Origin of the sequence: Pseudomonas fuscovaginae SE-1, from assembly GCF_000364705.1 — a bacterium.
Lineage (GTDB): Bacteria > Pseudomonadota > Gammaproteobacteria > Pseudomonadales > Pseudomonadaceae > Aquipseudomonas > Aquipseudomonas fuscovaginae_A.
On record NZ_AQOH01000127.1, the window covers coordinates 1 to 18,461 of the forward strand.

Genomic DNA, 18,461 nt, shown 5'->3' on the forward strand with positions numbered 1-18,461 from the left:
AACGCCGTGGCGCGATTGACGGGGCAGCGTATCCGCAGCCTGCCGTTGAGCCGCTACACCTTCACCTGACCCGCGCGGAGTCTTCATGAACAACAGCCGATTCGCAAGAACCGCTGCCTGGCTGGCTGTGCCCTGCCTGGTCGCGGCAGGCCTGCTGGCCTGGTATGTCACCCGCGAGCCCGCCTCGCGCCTGGAAAACCAACCGCTCGCCGTGGCCGACATCGACCCGGCGCTGGTCAGCCGTGGCGAATACGTCGCCCGCCTCGGCGACTGCGTGGCCTGCCACAGCGTGCCGGGCGGTGCGCCCTTTGCCGGTGGTCTGGAAATGGCCACGCCGCTGGGGGGGATCCATGCCACCAACGTTACTCCGGACCGGGAAACCGGTATCGGCCGCTACAGCCTGGCGGACTTCGACCGCGCCGTGCGCCACGGCGTGGCACCGGGCGGGCGGCGCCTGTACCCGGCGATGCCGTATCCGTCCTACGCCAAGCTCAGTGATGACGATGTACGTGCGCTGTACGCGTTCTTCATGAAGGGCGTGGCACCGGTCAAGCAGGCGAATGCCGACAGCTCGATTCCCTGGCCGTTGAACCTGCGCTGGCCGATCGCCCTGTGGAATGCGGTGTTCACCGACTCCGCGCCCTATGCCGACAAGTCGGCCCAGGATGCCCTGTGGAACCGCGGCGCCTACATCGTCCAGGGCGCTGGCCACTGCGGCAGTTGCCATACGCCGCGAGGCCTGGCGTTCAACGAGAAGGCCCTGGACGAGTCCGGCACGCCGTTCCTGGCCGGTGCCTTGCTCGATGGCTGGTATGCGCCGAGCCTGCGCGCCGACCACAACACCGGCCTGGGTCGCTGGAGCGAGCCGGAGATCGTGCAGTTCCTCAAGACCGGTCGCAACAAGCACGCGGTAGTGTTCGGCTCGATGACCGAGGCGTTCAACAACTCCACGCAGTTCATGAGCGATGACGACCTGGCGGCGATCGCCCGCTACCTCAAGTCGCTGCCCGGCGACCGCCAGCGCGACGGCACCCCTTGGCAATACCAGGCAGCTTCGGCTGCGGAGTCTCCGGACAGGCCGGGTGCGCAGACCTACGCGACCCGCTGCGCGTCCTGCCATGGCCTGGACGGCAAGGGCCAGCCCGACTCGATGCCGCCGCTGGCCGGGGCGACGTCCGCGCTGGCCACCGAGAGCGCCTCGGCGATCAACATCACGCTCAACGGTTCGCAACGGGTGGTGGCCGCCGGAGTACCGGACGCCTACCGCATGCCGGCGTTCCGCGAGCAACTGTCGGACCAGCAGATCGCCGATGTCCTGACGTTCGTGCGCAGCACCTGGGGCAACCAGGCCAGCGCGGTGCGGGCCGAGGTGGTCGGCAAGTTGCGCGGGCATACCGACCCGGCCAGCAGCAGTCCGATCATCCTGCAGATGCGCTGAAGGAGGCCCCATGGAAAGCATCGATCTGCTGGTCCTGCGCACCGCGCGTGACTGGCTGGCCGCCGGCGAGCGCGTGCTGCTCGCCACCGTGGCGCGAACCTGGGGTTCGTCGCCGCGCCCGGTGGGCTCGATGATGGCGCTGCGCAATGACGGTCGCGTGGTGGGCAGTGTGTCCGGTGGCTGCATCGAGGACGACCTGATCCACCGCTACACCACGGCCCACGGCGGCACTGGCCTGGGCGAGGGGCCGGTCGAGGTGGTGCGCTATGGCATCACCGCGGATGAGGCCCATCGTTTCGGCCTGCCCTGTGGTGGCACGCTCGAACTGATCCTCGAGTTCAGGCCAAGCCAACAGGCGCTGGACGAGCTGCTGGCGCAGCTCGATGCCGGTCGGCTGGTGCGCCGTTGCCTGACGCTGGACTCCAACACGGTGACGCTGGCCGCCACCGCCACACCGGAAGCGTTCAGCTTCGACGGCCAGCGGATGCTCAACACCCTCGGCCCTGGCTATCGGCTGCTGATGATCGGCGCCGGTGCGCTGGCCGAGTACCTGGCGACCATGGCGCTGTTCAACGGCTTCAAGGTGGCGGTCTGCGACCCGCGCCCCGAATATATGGAGACTTGGGCGGTGGCTGGCGTGGAACGGATCGTCGGCATGCCGGACGACGTCGTGCGGGATTTCTCCGTGGACCTGCGCACCTGCATCGTCGCCCTCAGCCATGATCCCAAGCTCGACGACCTGGCGTTGCTCGAAGCGCTGCACAGCCCGGCTTTCTACATCGGTGCCATCGGTTCGCGGCGCAACAGCCAGGCGCGGCGCGAGCGCCTGATCGAGCATTTCGGCGAAACCGAAAGCTCCCTGGCGCGCCTGCACGGGCCCATCGGTCTCTACATCGGCAGCAAGACACCGGCGGAGATCGCGGTGAGCGTGATGGCGGAGATTCTTGCGGCCAAGAACGGTATCGTGCTGCCTGACACCGTCACTGTCGCCAGGGCCAAGCAGGCGAGCGAGCGTCTGTCTGTCGTGCAGTCTTCCGCATAGCGTTTCGATGTAGCGGTTAGCGCAGGTGCAGTTGCTCCAGCACTACCCGCAACGGCGCCGTCTGCTGACGGCTCGGGTAGTACAGGTGGTAGCCGGGAAACGGCTCCGACCAGTCCGCCAGCACCTCGATGAGCATCAGCGATATCCGGGAGATCCTGGTGCAGTTGTATGCCTACGCCGGATTCCCGCGCAGCCTCAATGCCCTGAGCGAGCTGATGAAGGTGCAGGAGGCGCGCCGGCAGCAGGGCATTCACGACCTGCCTGACACTGAATCGAAGCGCCCGATCCCCCGGGGCGATGCCTTGCTGGCGGCGGGTACCGCCAACCCGACGTGGCTCTCTGGCGCTCCGGTGCAGGGGCCGCTGCTCGACTTCGCACCGGTGGCCAACCAGTACCTGAGCACCAACAAAAAAGCCGCCCGAAGGGGCGGCTTCCTGCCAACCGGCGTGACTACAGCCAGGCCTTGATCCGGGCGCTCACCGCGTCGGTGGAGATGCCGTAGCGATCATGCAGCGTCGGCAGGGCCCCGGCATCGAGGAAGGCATCCGGCAGGGCGATCTGCCGGAAGGTCGGCGTCACGCCGTTGCGCAGCAGCAGGCCGGCCACGGCTTCGCCCAGGCCACCGATGATCGAGTGGTTCTCCGCCGTCACCACCAACCGACCCGGTTTGCGGGCTTCGGCAAGAATGGTCTGCTCGTCGAGGGGCTTGATGGTCGGCACGTGCAGCACGGCCACATCGACCCCATCGGCCTGCAGCTGTTGCGCCGCTTCCAGCGAGCGCATGGTCATCAGCCCGGTGGAAATGATCAGCACATCGTTGCCGGTACGCAGGGTCTTGGCCTTGCCGATTTCGAACCGGTAGCTGTATTCGTCGAGCACCAGCGGCACGTTGCCGCGCAACAGGCGCATGTACACCGGGCCCTGGTGGGCGGCGATGGCCGGCACTGCCTGTTCGATCTCCAGCGCGTCGCAGGGGTCGATGATCATCAGGTTCGGCATGGCCCGGAAAATCGCCAGGTCGTCGGTCGCCTGGTGGCTCGGCCCGTAGCCGGTGGTCAGGCCCGGCAGGCCACAGACGATCTTGACGTTGAGGTTCTCCTCGGCGATCGCCATGCAGATGAAGTCATAGGCCCGGCGCGAGGCGAACACCGCGTAGGTGGTCGCGAACGGCACGCAGCCCTCGCGGGCCATGCCGGCGGCGGCACTCATCAGCAACTGTTCGGCCATGCCCATCTGGTAGAAACGCTCCGGGTGGGCCTTGGCGAAAATGTGCAGGTCGGTGTACTTGGACAGGTCCGCCGACAGGCCGACGATCTCCGGGCGCTGCTCGGCCAGGGCCGCCAGGGCGTGGCCGAACGGCGCCGGGCGGGTGGCCTGGCCTTCGGCGGCGATGGAGGCGATCATGGCCGAGGTGGTCAGGCGCTTCTTGCCGGTTTGTGGGGTGTTTGCGGTGCTCATGCGGTTCTCCCGACCTGAAGGTTTTGCAGGGCCAGATCCCATTCGTTTTCGTCGACGCGGATGAAGTGGGTTTTTTCCCGGGATTCGAGGAAGTCCACGCCCTTGCCCATGCGGGTGTCGCAGATGATCACCCGGGGTTGCGCGCCCTCATGGCTGCGCGCGGCGTCGAAGGCGGCGACCAGCGCCTCGATATCGTTGCCGTCGACCCGCTGGGTGAACCAGCCGAAGGCCTGCCAGCGGTCGACGATCGGCTCGAACGCCAGCACTTCGCTGGAATGCCCGTCGGCCTGCTGGTTGTTGACGTCGATGATCGCGATCAGGTTGTCGAGCTTCCAGTGCGAGGCCGACATGGCCGCTTCCCAGGTCGAGCCTTCGTTCAGTTCGCCATCGGAGAGCAGGTTGTAGACGAACGACTCGGACTGCTTGCGCTTGAGTCCCAGGCAGGCACCGACCGCGATGCCCAGGCCGTGGCCCAGGGAACCGCCGGTGATTTCCATGCCTGGCGTGTAGGCCGCCATGCCCGACATCGGCAGGCGGCTGTCGTCGGCGCCGTAGGTTTCCAGCTCGTCCAGCGGAATTACCTCGGCCTCGATCAGCGCTGCGTAGAGGGCGATGGCGTAATGACCGATCGACAGATAGAAACGGTCGCGCTGTTCCCACTCGGGGTCGTGCGGCCGGTAGCGCAGGGCGTGGAAGTAGGACACGGCCAGCAGGTCGGCGGCGCCCAGGGCCTGGCCGACATAACCCTGGCCCTGGACCTGACCCATGCGCAGGGCATGGCGACGAATGTTGTAGGCGCGTTCGGCAAGCGAGGGCGCCGCGTTAGAGGATGAATGTACATTCATGGTGATGACTCCGGGGACTTAACGGTTGACCTGGGCGGCCGGGATGCGCAGCACCAGCGTGGCGCCGAACAGCAGCACGGCGGTGATCAGGTACATGCCAATGGCGCTGGAGCCGGTCGAGGTGGTGACCCAGCCAATCAGGTAGGGCGAACAGAAGCCGGCGAGGTTGGCGAAGCTGTTGATGCCGGCGATACCGGCGGCCGCCGAGACCCCGCCCAGCAGCGTGGTGGGCAGCATCCAGAACAGCGAGGACGCCGACAGCACGCCAGCCGCCGCCAGGCACAGGCTGAGCACCGAGAGCAGCAGGTTGCCGCCCAGCAGGGCCGCCAGGGTCAGCCCGGCGGCGCCGGCGATCATCGGCAGCACCAGGTGCCAGCGGCGTTCCTGATGCTTGTCGCCGCTGCGTCCCATCAACAGCATGGCGACGATGGCGCACAGGTACGGCAGGCTGGTCAGCAGGCCGATGTGCAGCGGGTCGGACACCCCGGCGTTGCGCACCAGCGTCGGCAGCCAGAAGGTGATCGCGTACTGGCCCATGACCACGCAGAAGTAGATGCCCGCCAGCAGCCACAGGCGCCGGTCACGCAGGAACTCGCGGGTCGAGGCGTGGGTGACCTTGCGGCTGTTGTCCTCGGCCAGTTCGCGGTTGACCAGGGCCTTTTCCTCATCCGTGAGCCAGGTCGCCTGGTGCACGCCATCCTTGAGGTAGGTCAGCACCAGCAGGCCGACGATCACGGTCGGCACCGCCTCGATGACGAACATCCACTGCCAGCCGGCCCAGCCGTGCATGCCGGCGAAGTGGTTCATGATCCAGCCCGACAGCGGGCCGCCGATCATGCCCGAGAGGGGGATGGCGACGAACCACAGCACGGTCATCCGGGCACGGCGGTAGGACGGGAACCAGTAGGTCAGGTACAGCAGCAGGCCGGGCGCCAGGCCCGCTTCGGCGACGCCGAGGAGAAAGCGCAGGGTGTAGAACTGCCAGGCGGTTTCGACGAAGGCGAACAGCGCGGAGATGATGCCCCAGGTGATCATGATGCGGGCGATCCAGCGCCGGGCGCCGACGCGGTGCAGGATCAGGTTGCTGGGCACTTCGCAGAGAAAATAGCCGAGGAAGAAGATGCCGGCACCGAGGCCGTAGACGGTTTCGCTCAGGGCCAGGTCGTTCATCATCTGCAACTTGGCGAAGCCGACGTTGACCCGGTCGAGGTAGGCGCACAGGTAGCACAGCATGAGAAACGGCATGAGCCGCCAGGCGGTCTTGCGATAGGCGTTGGAGCGGACGGACAGGCCCGCTTCCAGGGAGAGGGTACTCATGAGGATCTGATCTCTTGTTGTTATGGGCAGCGCGGGGCTGCTCTCGATTCAGAACAACGCCAGCCCGCAGGCTGGCGTGAGGCTCATCAGTGAATGAGCATGCCGCCGTTCACGTCCAGGGTGATGCCGGTCAGATAGGACGACAGGTCGCTGACCAGGAACAGCGCGGCATTGGCCACGTCCTGGGCTTCGCCGAGGCGGCCGAGGGGGATGCCTTCGATGATGGCATGGCGACGTTCGTCCTGCATCAGGCCGCCGGTGATGTCGGTGTGGATCAGCCCCGGGGCGATCGAGTTGACCCGCACGTTGTGCGGCCCCAGCTCGCGCGCCATGGCCTTGGCCAGGCCCAGCACGCCGGCTTTCGCGGCGCTGTAGTGGGGGCCGCCGAAGATCCCGCCGCCACGCTGCGCCGACACCGAGGACATGCAGACGATGCTGCCGAAACCCTGTTCGCGCATCAGCGGGATGACCGCCTGGGACATCAGCAGGGTGCCGCGCAGGCTGACATCCAGCACCTTGTCGTAGTCGCTGTGGCGGATGTCGAGAATCTTCAGCGGTTGGGTGATGCCGGCGTTGTTGACCAGGCCGTCGATGCGGCCGTACTGCTCGATGACCTGGGCCACGGCCTGCTTGACCTGGCCCTCGTCGGCGACGTTGGCGGCCAGGCCCAGGTGGCCTTCGCCCAGTTGCGCGGCAGCGTCGCGGGCGGCGCTGGCGTCCAGGTCGAGGATGACCACGCGGGCGCCCTGGGCGGCGAAGAGGCTGGCGGTGGCGCGGCCGATGCCACGAGGGGAGGCGGCACCGGTGACGATGATGACTTTGTCTTGCAGCAGCATGAGGAAGACCCCTGATTGTTTTTATGAAGTCGATCGTGGGGGATCGATGGGCGCAGCTTGGTCTTCGGTCGAGGCGTGAGCAATAACGCAAAAATCATTAAGCGCTGAAAAAAATTCAGCACTCGTCAGGCGTTCGGCTTAGTGGTTGAATGAAAAATCTCATGAATCCCGCGGAAGGATTGGTATGCGCTCACTGGACGATACCGCGCCCACCCTGCCACCCCTGAGGGCTATTCAGGCCTTCGAGCAAGCCGCGCGCTTCGGCAACGTCGCCCGTGCGGCCGAGGTGCTGGACCTGACGCCGTCGGCGGTCAGCCATCAACTGGCCAAGCTGGAGGCCATGATCGGCCGCCAGTTGTTCGTTCGCGGCGCGCGCGGCGTGACCCTGACGCCGGTCGGCGAGCAGTACCTGAAGGAAGTCTCCGGGCTGCTGCACAGCCTGGCCGTGGCGACCGAGCGCGCCAGCAGCGACGTCAGCCTGGATTGCCTGCGCCTGCATTCCTCGCCGAGTTTCGGCCTGCTGTGGCTGATGCCGCGGCTGGAGGCGTTTCGCGATGAGCACCCGGACATCCAGATCAACCTGTCGTGCTCCTACGAGTCGTTGCACTTCAGCCGCGACAAGATCGACGTGGACATCCGCCACGGCGAACCCAACTGGCCCAGCTACGAAGTGCGCACCGTGCGCAACGAAACCTTCGAAGTGCTGGCGGCGCCGAAGCTGCTGGCGCGCCAGCCGGTCAGCAGCGCGTTGGACCTGCTCGATCGCGAGCTGATCCTCTCGGAGGCGACTCTGCTCCGCTGGCCGGCGTGGTTCGCCCAGCACGGCCTGGCCCGTCCGGAGAAACCCTACGCCTTGAGTTTCGACCGTTCCTACATGACCCTGGAGGCGGCCAGTCACGGCTTGGGGTTCGCCCTGGAAAGCGCCTTGCTGGCGCGTAAGTACCTGGATTCCGGCGAATTGGTGAAGGTCTCACCCGAGTCGCTCAGTGCTCCCGTGGCGGCCCATCACCTGGTGTTCCCGAAAGCCCACTCGAGCTTTTCCCGGGTCCGCCGCTTCCTGGCGTGGATGGAGAAGGAACTGGGGCATGGCTTCGATTTTTGACGCAGACGAGCCATCTATGGCGGGCGACCACGACAGCGGTCTCAGTGCCCGCCCTTCATCCGCCGGGCCACCAGGAAGAGGCCCAGCCCCGCCAGGGCCGTGGCGGCACCGATGTAGCCGGTGCTGGTCCAGCCCAGGCCGGCGGTGATCGCCATGCCGCCCAGCCACGGGCCCAGCGCGTTGGCCAGGTTGAACGCCGCATGGTTCGACGCGGCGGCCAGGCTCGGCGCCTCATGGGCGATGTCCATCAGGCGGATCTGCAACGGCGCAGCCAGGGCCACCATGGTGCCCACCAGGCCGATGCCCAACAGAATCGACCACAACGAACTGGCCGCGAAGCTGAAGAACAGCAGCACGGCGATCGACCACACCAGAATCAGCCCCACCGCGCGGAACTGCAGGCGATCGAACAGCTTGCCGCCGACGATATTGCCGATGATCCCGCCGACGCCGAAGGCCGCCAGGCCAAACGGGATCCACTGCGGCGACACCTTGGTCACCTCCAGCATGGTCGGCGCCAGGTAGCTGAACACGCAGAACATCCCGGCAAAGCCGATGGACGCGATCGACAGCGCCATCCATACCTGCGGCAGGCGGAAGGCCTGCAGCTCCTTGCGCGGATCGCTGCGCGCCTCATCGTGCCGCTGCGGCACGAAGCGCCAGACCATCGCGATGGTGCACAGCGCGATTGCGCCCACCAGCACGAAGGCCGAACGCCAACCGAAGAACTGCCCGAGGAAGGTCGCCACCGGGTTACCCAGCAGCATCGCCAGCGTGAGGCCCATCATCACCCGCGCCACGGCGCCGGCGCGCTGGTTGCTCGCCACCATGCTCGACGCCACGACCGCGGCGATGCCGAAGTAGGCACCATGGGGCAGGCCACTGATGAAACGGAAGGCCACCAGGCTGCTGAACGAGGGCGCGAACGCGGTCGCCAGGTTGCCCAGCGCATACAGTGCCATCAGCAGGAGCAGCATGTGCTTGCGCAGCAGCTTGGCGCCGAGGATCGCCAGCGTCGGCGCGCCGACCATCACGCCCAGGGCGTAGGCGCTGATCGCATGGCCGACCTGGGGCTCGGTCAATTGCAGGTTGTGGGCGATGTCCGGCATCAACCCCATGATGGCGAATTCGCCGGTGCCGATGGCGAAGCTCCCCAACGCCATGGCGGCCTCCATCCTGGCGACCGTGCTCTTTGAATAGGTGGGCGGTGGTGCTTCGTGAACAGACATCGGGATCCTTACTGAAATACGCTGAAACGATAAAGGTCCGATCTTAGACAATGGGGGGCGGGGGCGTCGAGGATTGATGTCGGTCAATGGACGGTGGTTTTGGCTTGGGTAACGCAGGTAGGGGGAGGGGGCTTGTAGCCACTGATGTCGACGACCGATAAGTAAAACAAGAAGGCGGTTCCCAAACGCATAAAGTATCTGTAGCGCCGGGTTGGCGAGAGGAAGGGGGAGATCTGCTGGGTTGCGCTGCACAACGCTGTTGTTCTGATTGCAATCAATGCTTAAAATGCAATCATTGATGAATGGCGGGGGACACCATGGCCAGCATGACGATTCGTAATGTTGATGAACAGCTCAAGGCACGCTTGCGAGTGCAGGCGGCTCTACACGGTCGTTCCATGGAGGAGGAGGCTCGCGATATCCTGTGTTCGGCGTTATCGGTAACGTCCGGGCGCTCCGGTTCGCTGGTCGAGGCCATTCGTGCACGGCTCGAACCGTTAGGTGGCGTGGATTTGGATATCGCGCCGCGTGAGGCAACGCGTGAGCCACCGGGTTTCGATGCATGATCATTCTGGATACCAATGTCCTGTCTGAAGTCATGCGGCCTGATCCGTCGGCGGGAGTCGTGGGTTGGTTGATGAAACAGCCACGAGCCTCGTTATTCACCACCACGATCACTCGCGGTGAAATCCTCTATGGTTTGCGTCTGATGCCTGAAGGGCAGCGACGGGACCGGCTGTGGGGTGTGGCTTTGGACATTTTCAATATCGACTTTGCCGGTCGATTGCTTGAGTTCGACAGCGATGCGGCAGATGCCTTTGCCGAGATATCGGCATCGCGCCGCCTTGCAGGTGCTCCCATGAGTCAGTTTGATGCGATGATCGCGGCGATGGCATGCTCGCGTGGTGCGATATTGGCGACTCGCAACGTCAAGGATTTTGTAGGCTGTGGCATTGATGTCGTGAACCCTTGGGACTGTTAGATACTGCCTCGAGTCCCACTGCGCCAGCCATGGATAGCTGGTTGCCCTGCTGGCTTGTGCATGGGCCGGGATTGAGGCAGGGTCGAAATAACATTAATCAAGATTTCTTCTGCCCCCAGGCGATAAATCCATTTCCGATCCACGGATAGTCATGGGCCATAGGCGTCATTTACTCGTCCCTTGTCTTCTACCGAGCCAGATGTAGAAATAAATTTTTCCCTCTCTGGGCGTAGGTCTGATCAGGCCTGACTTACCACTCCTCAGCCCGCTCCGTCCTCTGGTGCAGAATACGAAGCACTTGCACCTCGTCATAGCGCACCCGGTAAGGCGCAATGAATGGATAGCGAGAGAAAACCAACTCTCTGACATCTGGCGTCTGAGAGGGCCTGCCCAAACCGGTGAACGTTTCCAATCGCTCAAGCGCCTCGATCATCTCGGCGATGACTGCATCGGCTGATGCCGTACCTAGGCGCGCTTCGTAGTACTCATGAATGGCCTCAAGATCACTGTCCGCTTTGTCCGTCAACGCGATGTTTGGCACGGTTCACCCATTTGGCCTTGATGGCTTTCAGATCTGTCAGGTTGCCTGCATCTGCGTCGGCGATACCCTCGGCAATGGCGTTCATGTGCCAGGACTCGGACTCAATGTAGCGGGCCAAGGCGCGTTTCAGGTGATATTGGCGATCACGGTCCGTGGCTTCGGACAAGCGATCGAGTTGTTCAACCAGCTCATCCTCCACACGGAATGACAGCACAGGCGATGCCATGGCGGCGTCCTCATTGGTAGGTGTATACAAAGTATACGGGTCTGGAAAATGTATACCCCTGCGCGCGTGGCTTCAACTATCCCCGGCATCCTGTCCCGCACCCGCGCGGTGATTACGACGATTGGTCTTCATTAAATCTTTATTTGAGAATATAGTGTTTTAAATCATCTCAATTAGAGAATGAAAGTGGACCTAACCTCCCTCGAAATCTTCCAAACCGTGGCCGCCGAACTGAGCGTGACCCGCGCGGCGGCCGTGCTGGGGCGTGCGCAGTCCAACGTCACCACGCGCATCCAGGCGCTGGAGCAGCAACTGGGCGTCGATCTGTTCGTTCGGGAAGGGCGGCGCTTGTCGCTGACCGATCAGGGCAAGCTCTTCCTTGACTACAGCCAGCGCCTGCTGGCCTTGGCGGGGGAGGCCGTGCAGGTGCTGCATCCCGGTCAGCCGCAGGGCACCTTGCGCATCGGCAGCATGGAGAGCACGGCGGCGGCGCGTTTGCCCGGGGTGATGATCGGCTTCCAGCAGCGCTGGCCAGGTGTTCGCCTGGCGGTCAGGACCGGGACGACGCAGGCGCTCCTGGACCTGCTGGGTGATGGCCTGGTCGACTGCGCCTTCGTCGCGCTGACGGCGGAGGAGGGCAGCACCGTCGAGGAGGCGTTGGCCCAGCAGGGGCTGGCTGGCGTTGCGGTCTTCGAGGAACAGCTTGTCGCCGTGCTGCCGGCGGGGTTTGCCGAGGCGGGTACGCCGCTGACGCTGGCGGCCTTCGCGACCGGCTGCACCTATCGTCGCCTTGGTCAGCAGTGGCTGGCCGAGCAGCGCGACGTGGCGGTGTCCCTCACCCATGAGGTCGCTTCCTACCATGCCATGTTCGCCTGTGTGGTCGCCGGGCAGAGCCTGTGCATTGCGCCCACCAGCCTGTTGGCGCTGCAGCCGGCGTCGCAGGCGATCACTACCCGGCCGATCGCCAGCGTGGCGACCTGGCTGGTGTACCGAAAAGCTGGCCGGACGGCCGCTGTCGATGCTTTCACGGATCTCGCCCTGGCCTCGTAGATTACAGGTGACGCCATGCTCGCTTCTCGCTTGGAAACGGCTTCTTCGTTGGATCGCACGGTCACTTCCGCCCTGGCCGCCGCTGCGGTGATCGCGGTGGGCATGGGCTTTGGGCGTTTCGCCTTTACCGGGGTCTATCCGCTCATGGTGCAGGAGGGTGTGCTGTCGGTCAGCAACGGTACGCTGGCCGCTTCGGCCAACTACCTGGGCTATCTGGTCGGGGCCTTGCTGGCGGCCCGGCTGCAGGCGCCGAGTGCGCGGCGCTGGGGGCTGGTCTCGGTGGCCGCATCGCCAGTGCGCTGGTGGTCGGGGCGACCTTCATGGGCACGGTGACCATCGCGCTGCCGGCGTCCAAGCCGGTCTCGGCGGCCTTTCGGATGAACATCATGGCGGTGATGACCGCCGCGCACGGCATCGGCCAGATCCTCGGGCCGCTGGTCGCCGGTTTGCTGTATGCACGAACCCACTCGTTTTCCCCGTGGCTGTGGTGGGCGGCGCTGCTGACCCTTGGTCCTGTCACGCGCGAGTGAAACCCCTTTCAATACATCGTTCAGGTGCTGCCATGTCAAACGCTCTGCTGTCCTTGCTCAATGTGCAACTTCCCCTCATCCAGGCGCCGATGGCCGGGGTGTCGACGCCGACGTTGGCGGCCGCCGTGTCCAACGCGGGCGGGTTGGGTTCCCTGGGGATCGGCGCCTCCAGCGTCGACCAGGCGCGGCAGATGATCCGCGACACGGCGGCGCTGACGGCCAGGCCGTTCAACGTCAATGTGTTCTGCCACCAGCGAGTGCCGCATGACCCGGCCAGGGACACGAACTGGTTGCAGGTGATGGGCCCGCTGTTCCGCGAGTTCGGGGCCGAGCCGCCGTCCGTGCTGCGCGAGATCTATCGCTCGTTCCTCGACGATGCCGGGATGTTGCAGATGTTGCTGGAGGAGAAGCCGGCCGTGGTCAGCTTTCATTTCGGGCTGCCGCCTCAATCCACCATCACCGCCCTGAAGGGCGCCGGTATCACCTTGCTGTGCTCGGTGACCAGCCTGGCCGAGGCGAGGTTGGCGGAGCAGGCGGGCGTCGATGCACTGGTCGCGCAAGGCTATGAAGCGGGCGGCCATCGCGGGGTGTTCGATGTGCGCCAGGATGCCCGGATGGGGACGTTGGCCCTGGTCAGGCTGTTGGTGGCTCGCGGCACGTTGCCGGTCATTGCGGCCGGCGGGATCATGGACGGGGCCGGCATCCATGCGGCCCTGGCGCTGGGGGCTTGCGCCGCGCAGTTGGGCACGGCGTTCATCCTCTGCCCGGAGTCGGCCGCCAATGCGGCGTACCGTGCCGCGCTGAAGGGGCCGGCCGCCGAACACACCGAAGTGACCAGCGTGATCTCCGGGCGGCCCGCTCGTGGGTTGGTGAATCGCAACTTCACGCTGCTGGACGGGCGGGACGTCGAGATTGCCGCCTATCCCTACGCCTATGATGCGAACAAGCAGTTGAACGCGGCGGCGACAGCACAAGGCTGCCACGATTTTGCGGCGCAATGGGCGGGGCAGGCGGCGCCACTGGCGAGGGCGCTTCCCGCCGCCGAACTGGTGGCGTTGCTCGTGGCGGAACTGGCCGCCGCGCAAGGCTGAAAATCTTTCCCTGTCACTCACCACCGATGTGCGGATTCGGGCGCATCAGCGCCCGAGGAGGCCCACGAGGTGCGGTAGAATGCCGCATTTGGGACTAGCTCTTGATTGAGTTGTACGATAACGTACCTCAATGCCGAGCCAATAAATTCCCAATAAGTGCTACCGGAGCGTGTGTTTGTGAAAGTCCGCAGTATCGAGATCATCCGTCTGAGCATTCCTTTCAGCGCCGGGACGGTCGAACGCCAGTCCCAGGGGCAGGCCAAGGATGATGATGCCTTCAATGCCGCCTCTCCCCGTCATCGCCGCATGGAGTGCCTGGCGATCAAGGTCACGACCGACGATGGCCGGGTAGGCTGGGGCGAGGCCTTCGGCCACGGCTCGAACCCTGCCACTTTCAAGGCGCTGACCGATGTCGTCGCGCCGCAGTTCATCGGCAGCCCGGTGGCCGACCACCGGGCACAGATGGAGAAGGCCCGCCGCGCCCTGCACGGTTTCGGCAGCACCGGTCCGATTTTCTATGCGCTCTCGGGTATCGATATCGCCCTCTGGGACCTGGCCGCTCAGGCGGCTGGTCAGCCACTCTACGACTACCTCGGCGGTACGCCCCGGGAGCTGGAACTGTACGCCAGCCTGGTCAGCTACGGCGGCGATCCCGATGAGGTGTACCGCCAGGTGCGTCGTGCCCGCGACCTGGGCTTTCGCAAGATCAAGCTGCACGAAACCACCTACGAGTCCATCGCGGCTGCCCGCGATGCGCTGCCGGCTACCGAGGGCGAGTTGATGGTCGACGTCAACTGTCCGTGGACGGTGGAAGAGGCCGGGGCAATGGCCGCCCGCCTGCACGACCTGGACCTGACCTGGCTGGAAGAGCCGGTGTGGCCGCCGGATGACGCCCGTGGCCTGGCGACCTTGCGCGCCAGGGGCGTGCCGCTGTCGGCGGGCGAGAACGCTGCCGGCGTCAACGGCGTGCGCGCCTTGCTCGACCAGGATGCGATCGACGTGGTGCAGCCGAGTGTCGCCAAGATCGGCGGCATCAGCGCCATGCTTGAGGTGTTCGAGCTGGCCCGGCAATACGGCGTCAGGGCCGTGCCGCACTGCTTCTATTATGGGCCGGGGCTGCTGGCGGTGGCCCACCTGTGCACGCTGCTGCCCGAAGACGTGGCGGTGGAAGTGCCGTTCATCGAGTTCGAACGCCTGTTGTTCCCTGCCTTGGCGTTCCAGCCGCACATGCGCTTGAGCACCACCCCGGGACTGGGCTTTGCGCCGGACCTCGAGGTGCTCGACACCTATTGCATCGACCGGGCACTCATCGACTGACCCGCCGCCTCACCTGTTCAAATAACTATAAAAGGCCAGACAACAATGATAGGCAAATACCGCTGGAAGATCGCCGGGCTGCTGTTTTTCGCCGGCATCCTCAACTACCTGGACCGTGCCGCGCTGTCGGTGGTGGCGCCACTGCTCAAGACCGAGCTGCATATCGACGATGCGCAGATGGGTTTCATCTTCAGCAGCTTCTTCATCGGCTACTGCGCCTTCTGCTTCATCGGCGGCTGGGCGGCGGACAAGTTCGGGCCCAAGCGCGTGTTCGCGATGGCCGCGGGGACCTGGTCGGCGTTTTGCGGTGCCACCGCGCTGATCACCGGCTACTTCCAGTTGCTGGTGTTCCGGGTGCTGTTCGGCATGGGCGAGGGGCCGATGGGCACCACCACCAACAAGGCGATTTCCAACTGGTTCCCACGGGAAGAGGCGGGGCGGGCACTGGGCCTGACCAACTGCGGGCAGCCGCTGGGCGCGGCATTGGCTGGTCCGATCGTCGGGATCGTCGCGCTGAACTTCGGCTGGCGCATCTCGTTCGTGGTGATTGCCTTGCTGGGCATGGTCTGGCTGGCCGCCTGGCTGATGTTCTTCAAGGACACGCCAGATCAGCATCCGAAGGTGTCCCCGGCCGAACGCGAGCTGATCCGCAGCAGCCGCGCCACCTCCGCCGTCGAAGGCGTGCAGGAAGAGCGCAGCCTGGTTTCGTGCATCTTCTCGGCACCGGTACTGGCGGTGGCCACCGCGTTCTTCTGCTTCAACTATGTGCTGTACTTCTTCCTGACCTGGCTGCCCAGCTACCTGATGGACTATCAGCACCTGGACATCAAGAGCATGAGCATCGTCAGCGTGATTCCCTGGTTGGGTGCCGCCGTGGGTTTCCTCGGCGGTGGCGTGCTGACCGATTTCCTCAGCCGCAAGCTGGGCAGCGTCATCCGGGCCCGCAAGATCATGCTGGTGGTCGGCCTTGGCGTCGCCGCCGCTTGCGTGCTGCTGACCACCCGCGTGACGTCGCTGCACATGGCGGTGGCCTGCATTACGGTCTCCAGCGTGTTCCTGTTCGTCACGCCGCAGATCTGCTGGGCGCTGATCCAGGACATCGTGCCGAGCAACCGCGTCGGTGGCACTGGGGGCTTCGTGCACCTGCTGGCGAACATCGCGGGCATCATCGCGCCGTCGTTGACCGGGCTGCTGGTGCAGTACGGTGGCGGCTACAGCGGCGCCTTTGGTGTCGCGGCGCTGGTGTGCGCGGTCGGTGGCCTGGTGGTGGTCGTGGCGGTGAAGGGCCGCGATTCCGGGACCGGGCAGTTGGTGGCGCAGCATTGATTTGAATACGCCCGGACGGCCGTAGAGCCGGGCGGGCAAGCATGCGTGGGCCGGTTGGTGATCGCCGTTCGGCCTGACGTATCCGGCGGGGCGTCACAAGCGCCTTGTCGGCCTCCCACGATAGAATGACTGGCTTATTGCAGTGACGGTGCACCACGAGTGCGCCGTTTTTTTTGGGTCAGGGCCGGGGTGTATATCCGGTTGCGCGTTTTGATGATGTTACGGTTTCGCCCCTTACGGGCGAGTTCCTTTTGGCAGTCGTCGGGGTGCCGCATCACCCAAAAGGAACCAAAAGGGCTTGCCCCTCCATTGGCCCTCGCTGCGCGAGGGTTCCTTCGCTCCGGTCCTGTTTCGAGAGCACGCCGTGACGGGCCATCCATGGCCCAACACGGCTCGCCCGGCATCCCTGCCGGGCGACTCTCGGAACAGAACCTCCACTCAGCCGGCTGGGAACGGGGCCGGTAGATCAAAAGCCAAAGCCAAAGCCAAAGCCAAAGCCAAAGCCAAAGCCAAAGCAAAAGCAAAAGCAAAAGCCGAGTTCTTGGTTGAGCTGGATATTGCAGGCGCCACCGCCTCCTGTGGGAGCCGGCTTGCTGGCGATCCGCCAAAGGCGGCCATTCAACAAGATCCATGCTGCCTGACACATGGCCATCGCCAGCAAGCGCAGCGCCGCCCGTCTCCCACAAGGTATCACCTGTGTCCAACCGACCTACCACATGAACTTCAGCTCAACCCCGAGGTAGTTGCTGTCATCCCCGCCGGCATCGCGCAAGGCCTCGCCGACTTCGTAATGCACCGCCTCGATGGCCCCGCTCAGGTTGCGGTTGAACGCATAGTCCATCCGTAGCTGATCGTAGTAACCGGTCCAGCGTCCACCCTGTCCGGCCGTGCCGGCCACCGGCAGGTTCGGTTGGGTGTAGACGGCATCCTCGGTGGTCTGGCGCCACAGCAGGCCGACGGCCGTCTGGATCGACAGGTTGGTGACCGGCTTGACGGTGATCGATGGCTTGACGTGGATCAGGTTGCTGTAGCCCGTATAGCCCGCCAGGGAGAAGTAGTAGCCATTGGGGAACAGCGGGTTGAAGGTGTTCAGCGTGCCGTCACCAGGATGCCGGTCACCCGAGGCTGCATCGAGTTGCAGGCCCAGGCGCGGTTTCCACGGGGTCGCTTGCCAGGTGTAGCCCAGGCGGCTGCCGCCACCCCAGGCGCGGATGTCCTTGGAACCCACCGAGCCGCTCTGGACCATCGCTTCCACGTCCCAGTCGTAAGGGCCGGAAGCACCACCGAGGCGCATGTCGAAGATGTTGCGGTGCTCGTCGCCTTGGGCGTCGAGGTAGCGTGCGTCGCGTTCTTCATACAGGCCGTAGTAGGCCGACAGTTCGTTCTTGCCACCAATCAGCCGCTCGACCCGCAGCATGTGAAACGCCACGTCCGCGTTGGACTTGTCGTCGAAATGCCGACCGTCCAGGTACTGCACCGGGTGGCTGGCCAGGCCGATGAAGCGCCAGTTCTCGGTTTCCCAGTCGCCCCACACCGCATCGAACGACTGGCGCACATTCGGCCCGTCGCGCGAGGAGATGAAGCGCTGCAGGTCGAAGGCGAAATCCTGGCGGCCAACCCGCGCCTTGAAGGTGTGGTCGGCCGTCTGGTCGACGTACTCGGCGAACGCCAGGCGCAGGTCGAGATGATTCTGGTCGGCGCCGCCGATGGTTTCCTTGCCGAAGGCGCGGGCGTCTTCCAGTTGGGTGAACACGCGCCAGTGTTCGTTCAGGTGCAGGTCGGCATGCGCCTGCAGGCGCTGGATCAGCCAGGAGTCACGCGAGCGCCCGCCAATGCCGAAACCGGCGGCATCGTTGAGTTCGAAACGCTCGCGCAGGGTCGCCCCGAACGACAGGTAGCTGTCCGGATTATTCGCGGACAATGGGATGTACTTGAGGTCGTCCAGCGGCGCGGTCTTCAGGGCCGGGTTCTGCAGCACCGACCAGTCTTCCTGCCAGCGGTTGGTTTTCAGCACCGGGCGTTCGGCGGGTTCGGCGGCGTGGCCGCTGGAAACTCCCAGCGGCCACAGCACGGCCAGAGCCCAGGCATAGACGCTATGCGAAGGGCGTCGGCTCATGGTTCACCTCTCTTC

20 protein-coding genes and 2 pseudogenes are annotated in these 18,461 nt (G+C 64.9%); 12 read left to right on the forward strand and 10 right to left on the reverse strand.

The window, feature by feature from the left end:
- Positions 1-85: 85 nt before the first annotated feature.
- Together K675_RS0113075 and K675_RS0113080 are read left to right on the forward strand one after the other, a co-directional pair.
- Complete coding sequence (locus K675_RS0113075; RefSeq protein WP_017903965.1) at positions 86-1,438, forward strand: c-type cytochrome; 1,353 nt, start codon at positions 86-88, stop codon at positions 1,436-1,438.
- 10 nt (positions 1,439-1,448) lie between these two features.
- Positions 1,449-2,480 (forward strand): XdhC family protein, encoded by a 1,032-nt coding sequence (locus tag K675_RS0113080; RefSeq protein ID WP_017903966.1) that lies wholly within the window; start codon positions 1,449-1,451, stop codon positions 2,478-2,480.
- 16 nt (positions 2,481-2,496) lie between these two features.
- Here K675_RS0113080 and K675_RS32290 read toward each other — a convergent pair.
- A pseudogene (locus tag K675_RS32290) lies at positions 2,497-2,613 on the reverse strand (LysR family transcriptional regulator); the annotation flags it as partial.
- Position 2,614: 1 nt separating this feature from the next.
- Between K675_RS32290 and K675_RS30730 the strand changes: the two are divergent.
- Positions 2,615-2,887 (forward strand): annotated as a pseudogene (locus K675_RS30730) (carboxymuconolactone decarboxylase family protein); the annotation flags it as partial.
- Positions 2,888-2,930: 43 nt separating this feature from the next.
- Here K675_RS30730 and K675_RS0113095 read toward each other — a convergent pair.
- The 4 genes from K675_RS0113095 to K675_RS0113110 form a co-directional block, all read right to left on the reverse strand.
- Positions 2,931-3,938: a transketolase family protein gene (locus tag K675_RS0113095; protein ID WP_017903969.1), complete on the reverse strand. Its 1,008-nt coding sequence runs from the start codon at positions 3,936-3,938 to the stop codon at positions 2,931-2,933.
- Complete coding sequence (locus K675_RS0113100; RefSeq protein WP_017903970.1) at positions 3,935-4,783, reverse strand: transketolase; 849 nt, start codon at positions 4,781-4,783, stop codon at positions 3,935-3,937. Before K675_RS0113100 ends, K675_RS0113095 begins: the two co-directional genes overlap by 4 nt.
- A gap of 18 nt (positions 4,784-4,801) precedes the next feature.
- A complete protein-coding gene (locus K675_RS0113105; protein WP_017903971.1) occupies positions 4,802-6,100 on the reverse strand; it encodes an MFS transporter in 1,299 nt (432 codons plus the stop codon).
- An 86-nt stretch (positions 6,101-6,186) separates the two neighbouring features.
- Entirely contained in the window at positions 6,187-6,936 is a 750-nt protein-coding gene (locus K675_RS0113110; protein ID WP_017903972.1) for an SDR family NAD(P)-dependent oxidoreductase, read from the reverse strand.
- 184 nt (positions 6,937-7,120) lie between these two features.
- Here K675_RS0113110 and K675_RS0113115 point away from each other — a divergent pair, with 184 nt between their 5' ends.
- Complete coding sequence (locus K675_RS0113115) at positions 7,121-8,038, forward strand: LysR substrate-binding domain-containing protein (protein ID WP_017903973.1); 918 nt, start codon at positions 7,121-7,123, stop codon at positions 8,036-8,038.
- Positions 8,039-8,079: 41 nt separating this feature from the next.
- Here the strand turns inward: K675_RS0113115 and K675_RS0113120 are convergent, their stop codons facing one another.
- Positions 8,080-9,267 (reverse strand): MFS transporter, encoded by a 1,188-nt coding sequence (locus tag K675_RS0113120; protein ID WP_026145145.1) that lies wholly within the window; start codon positions 9,265-9,267, stop codon positions 8,080-8,082.
- A 317-nt stretch (positions 9,268-9,584) separates the two neighbouring features.
- On the opposite strand from K675_RS0113120, the gene K675_RS0113125 reads away from it, so the two are divergent.
- Together K675_RS0113125 and K675_RS0113130 are read left to right on the forward strand one after the other, a co-directional pair.
- On the forward strand, positions 9,585-9,833 hold the full coding sequence (locus K675_RS0113125) for a FitA-like ribbon-helix-helix domain-containing protein (protein ID WP_026145146.1): 249 nt from the start codon (positions 9,585-9,587) through the stop codon (positions 9,831-9,833).
- Positions 9,830-10,249: a type II toxin-antitoxin system VapC family toxin gene (locus K675_RS0113130; protein ID WP_017903976.1), complete on the forward strand. Its 420-nt coding sequence runs from the start codon at positions 9,830-9,832 to the stop codon at positions 10,247-10,249. The genes K675_RS0113125 and K675_RS0113130 overlap by 4 nt, the downstream gene beginning before the upstream one ends.
- A gap of 250 nt (positions 10,250-10,499) precedes the next feature.
- Here the strand turns inward: K675_RS0113130 and K675_RS0113135 are convergent, their stop codons facing one another.
- Together K675_RS0113135 and K675_RS0113140 are read right to left on the reverse strand one after the other, a co-directional pair.
- On the reverse strand, positions 10,500-10,790 hold the full coding sequence (locus K675_RS0113135; RefSeq protein ID WP_026145147.1) for a type II toxin-antitoxin system RelE/ParE family toxin: 291 nt from the start codon (positions 10,788-10,790) through the stop codon (positions 10,500-10,502).
- Positions 10,753-11,016 (reverse strand): CopG family ribbon-helix-helix protein, encoded by a 264-nt coding sequence (locus K675_RS0113140; RefSeq protein WP_017903978.1) that lies wholly within the window; start codon positions 11,014-11,016, stop codon positions 10,753-10,755. The genes K675_RS0113135 and K675_RS0113140 overlap by 38 nt, the downstream gene beginning before the upstream one ends.
- 180 nt (positions 11,017-11,196) lie before the next feature.
- Here K675_RS0113140 and K675_RS0113145 point away from each other — a divergent pair, with 180 nt between their 5' ends.
- The 6 genes from K675_RS0113145 (at position 11,197) to K675_RS0113170 (ending at position 16,330) form a co-directional block, all read left to right on the forward strand.
- A complete protein-coding gene (locus tag K675_RS0113145; protein WP_017903979.1) occupies positions 11,197-12,066 on the forward strand; it encodes a LysR family transcriptional regulator in 870 nt (289 codons plus the stop codon).
- A 15-nt stretch (positions 12,067-12,081) separates the two neighbouring features.
- Entirely contained in the window at positions 12,082-12,399 is a 318-nt protein-coding gene (locus K675_RS0113150) for a YbfB/YjiJ family MFS transporter (protein WP_080635344.1), read from the forward strand.
- Positions 12,366-12,596 (forward strand): YbfB/YjiJ family MFS transporter, encoded by a 231-nt coding sequence (locus tag K675_RS0113155; protein ID WP_420066339.1) that lies wholly within the window; start codon positions 12,366-12,368, stop codon positions 12,594-12,596. Before K675_RS0113150 ends, K675_RS0113155 begins: the two co-directional genes overlap by 34 nt.
- A 32-nt stretch (positions 12,597-12,628) precedes the next feature.
- A complete protein-coding gene (locus K675_RS0113160; RefSeq protein ID WP_017903980.1) occupies positions 12,629-13,687 on the forward strand; it encodes an NAD(P)H-dependent flavin oxidoreductase in 1,059 nt (352 codons plus the stop codon).
- Positions 13,688-13,864: 177 nt separating this feature from the next.
- Positions 13,865-15,004 (forward strand): mandelate racemase/muconate lactonizing enzyme family protein, encoded by a 1,140-nt coding sequence (locus K675_RS0113165; RefSeq protein WP_017903981.1) that lies wholly within the window; start codon positions 13,865-13,867, stop codon positions 15,002-15,004.
- 45 nt (positions 15,005-15,049) lie between these two features.
- Positions 15,050-16,330, forward strand: coding sequence for an MFS transporter (locus tag K675_RS0113170; RefSeq protein WP_017903982.1), 1,281 nt, complete (start codon positions 15,050-15,052; stop codon positions 16,328-16,330).
- A gap of 466 nt (positions 16,331-16,796) precedes the next feature.
- Here K675_RS0113170 and K675_RS32745 read toward each other — a convergent pair whose 3' ends face one another.
- Positions 16,797-16,991, reverse strand: a complete 195-nt coding sequence (locus K675_RS32745) for a hypothetical protein (RefSeq protein WP_085986954.1) — start codon at positions 16,989-16,991, stop codon at positions 16,797-16,799.
- A 48-nt stretch (positions 16,992-17,039) separates the two neighbouring features.
- Complete coding sequence (locus K675_RS0113175) at positions 17,040-18,446, reverse strand: alginate export family protein (RefSeq protein WP_017903983.1); 1,407 nt, start codon at positions 18,444-18,446, stop codon at positions 17,040-17,042.
- Positions 18,447-18,461 lie beyond the last annotated feature (15 nt).

Excerpts from the sequence above, each read along its gene's own strand:
- K675_RS0113075 (WP_017903965.1), top strand. The coding sequence starts at position 86 with ATGAACAACAGCCGATTCGCAAGAACCGCTGCCTGGCTGGCTGTGCCC.
- K675_RS0113080 (WP_017903966.1), top strand. The coding sequence starts at position 1,449 with ATGGAAAGCATCGATCTGCTGGTCCTGCGCACCGCGCGTGACTGGCTG.
- K675_RS0113095 (WP_017903969.1), bottom strand. The coding sequence starts at position 3,938 with ATGAGCACCGCAAACACCCCACAAACCGGCAAGAAGCGCCTGACCACC.
- K675_RS0113100 (WP_017903970.1), bottom strand. The coding sequence starts at position 4,783 with ATGAATGTACATTCATCCTCTAACGCGGCGCCCTCGCTTGCCGAACGC.
- K675_RS0113105 (WP_017903971.1), bottom strand. The coding sequence starts at position 6,100 with ATGAGTACCCTCTCCCTGGAAGCGGGCCTGTCCGTCCGCTCCAACGCC.
- K675_RS0113110 (WP_017903972.1), bottom strand. The coding sequence starts at position 6,936 with ATGCTGCTGCAAGACAAAGTCATCATCGTCACCGGTGCCGCCTCCCCT.
- K675_RS0113115 (WP_017903973.1), top strand. The coding sequence starts at position 7,121 with ATGCGCTCACTGGACGATACCGCGCCCACCCTGCCACCCCTGAGGGCT.
- K675_RS0113120 (WP_026145145.1), bottom strand. The coding sequence starts at position 9,267 with ATGTCTGTTCACGAAGCACCACCGCCCACCTATTCAAAGAGCACGGTC.
- K675_RS0113125 (WP_026145146.1), top strand. The coding sequence starts at position 9,585 with ATGGCCAGCATGACGATTCGTAATGTTGATGAACAGCTCAAGGCACGC.
- K675_RS0113130 (WP_017903976.1), top strand. The coding sequence starts at position 9,830 with ATGATCATTCTGGATACCAATGTCCTGTCTGAAGTCATGCGGCCTGAT.
- K675_RS0113140 (WP_017903978.1), bottom strand. The coding sequence starts at position 11,016 with ATGGCATCGCCTGTGCTGTCATTCCGTGTGGAGGATGAGCTGGTTGAA.
- K675_RS0113145 (WP_017903979.1), top strand. The coding sequence starts at position 11,197 with ATGAAAGTGGACCTAACCTCCCTCGAAATCTTCCAAACCGTGGCCGCC.
- K675_RS0113150 (WP_080635344.1), top strand. The coding sequence starts at position 12,082 with ATGCTCGCTTCTCGCTTGGAAACGGCTTCTTCGTTGGATCGCACGGTC.
- K675_RS0113160 (WP_017903980.1), top strand. The coding sequence starts at position 12,629 with ATGTCAAACGCTCTGCTGTCCTTGCTCAATGTGCAACTTCCCCTCATC.
- K675_RS0113170 (WP_017903982.1), top strand. The coding sequence starts at position 15,050 with ATGATAGGCAAATACCGCTGGAAGATCGCCGGGCTGCTGTTTTTCGCC.
- K675_RS0113175 (WP_017903983.1), bottom strand. The coding sequence starts at position 18,446 with ATGAGCCGACGCCCTTCGCATAGCGTCTATGCCTGGGCTCTGGCCGTG.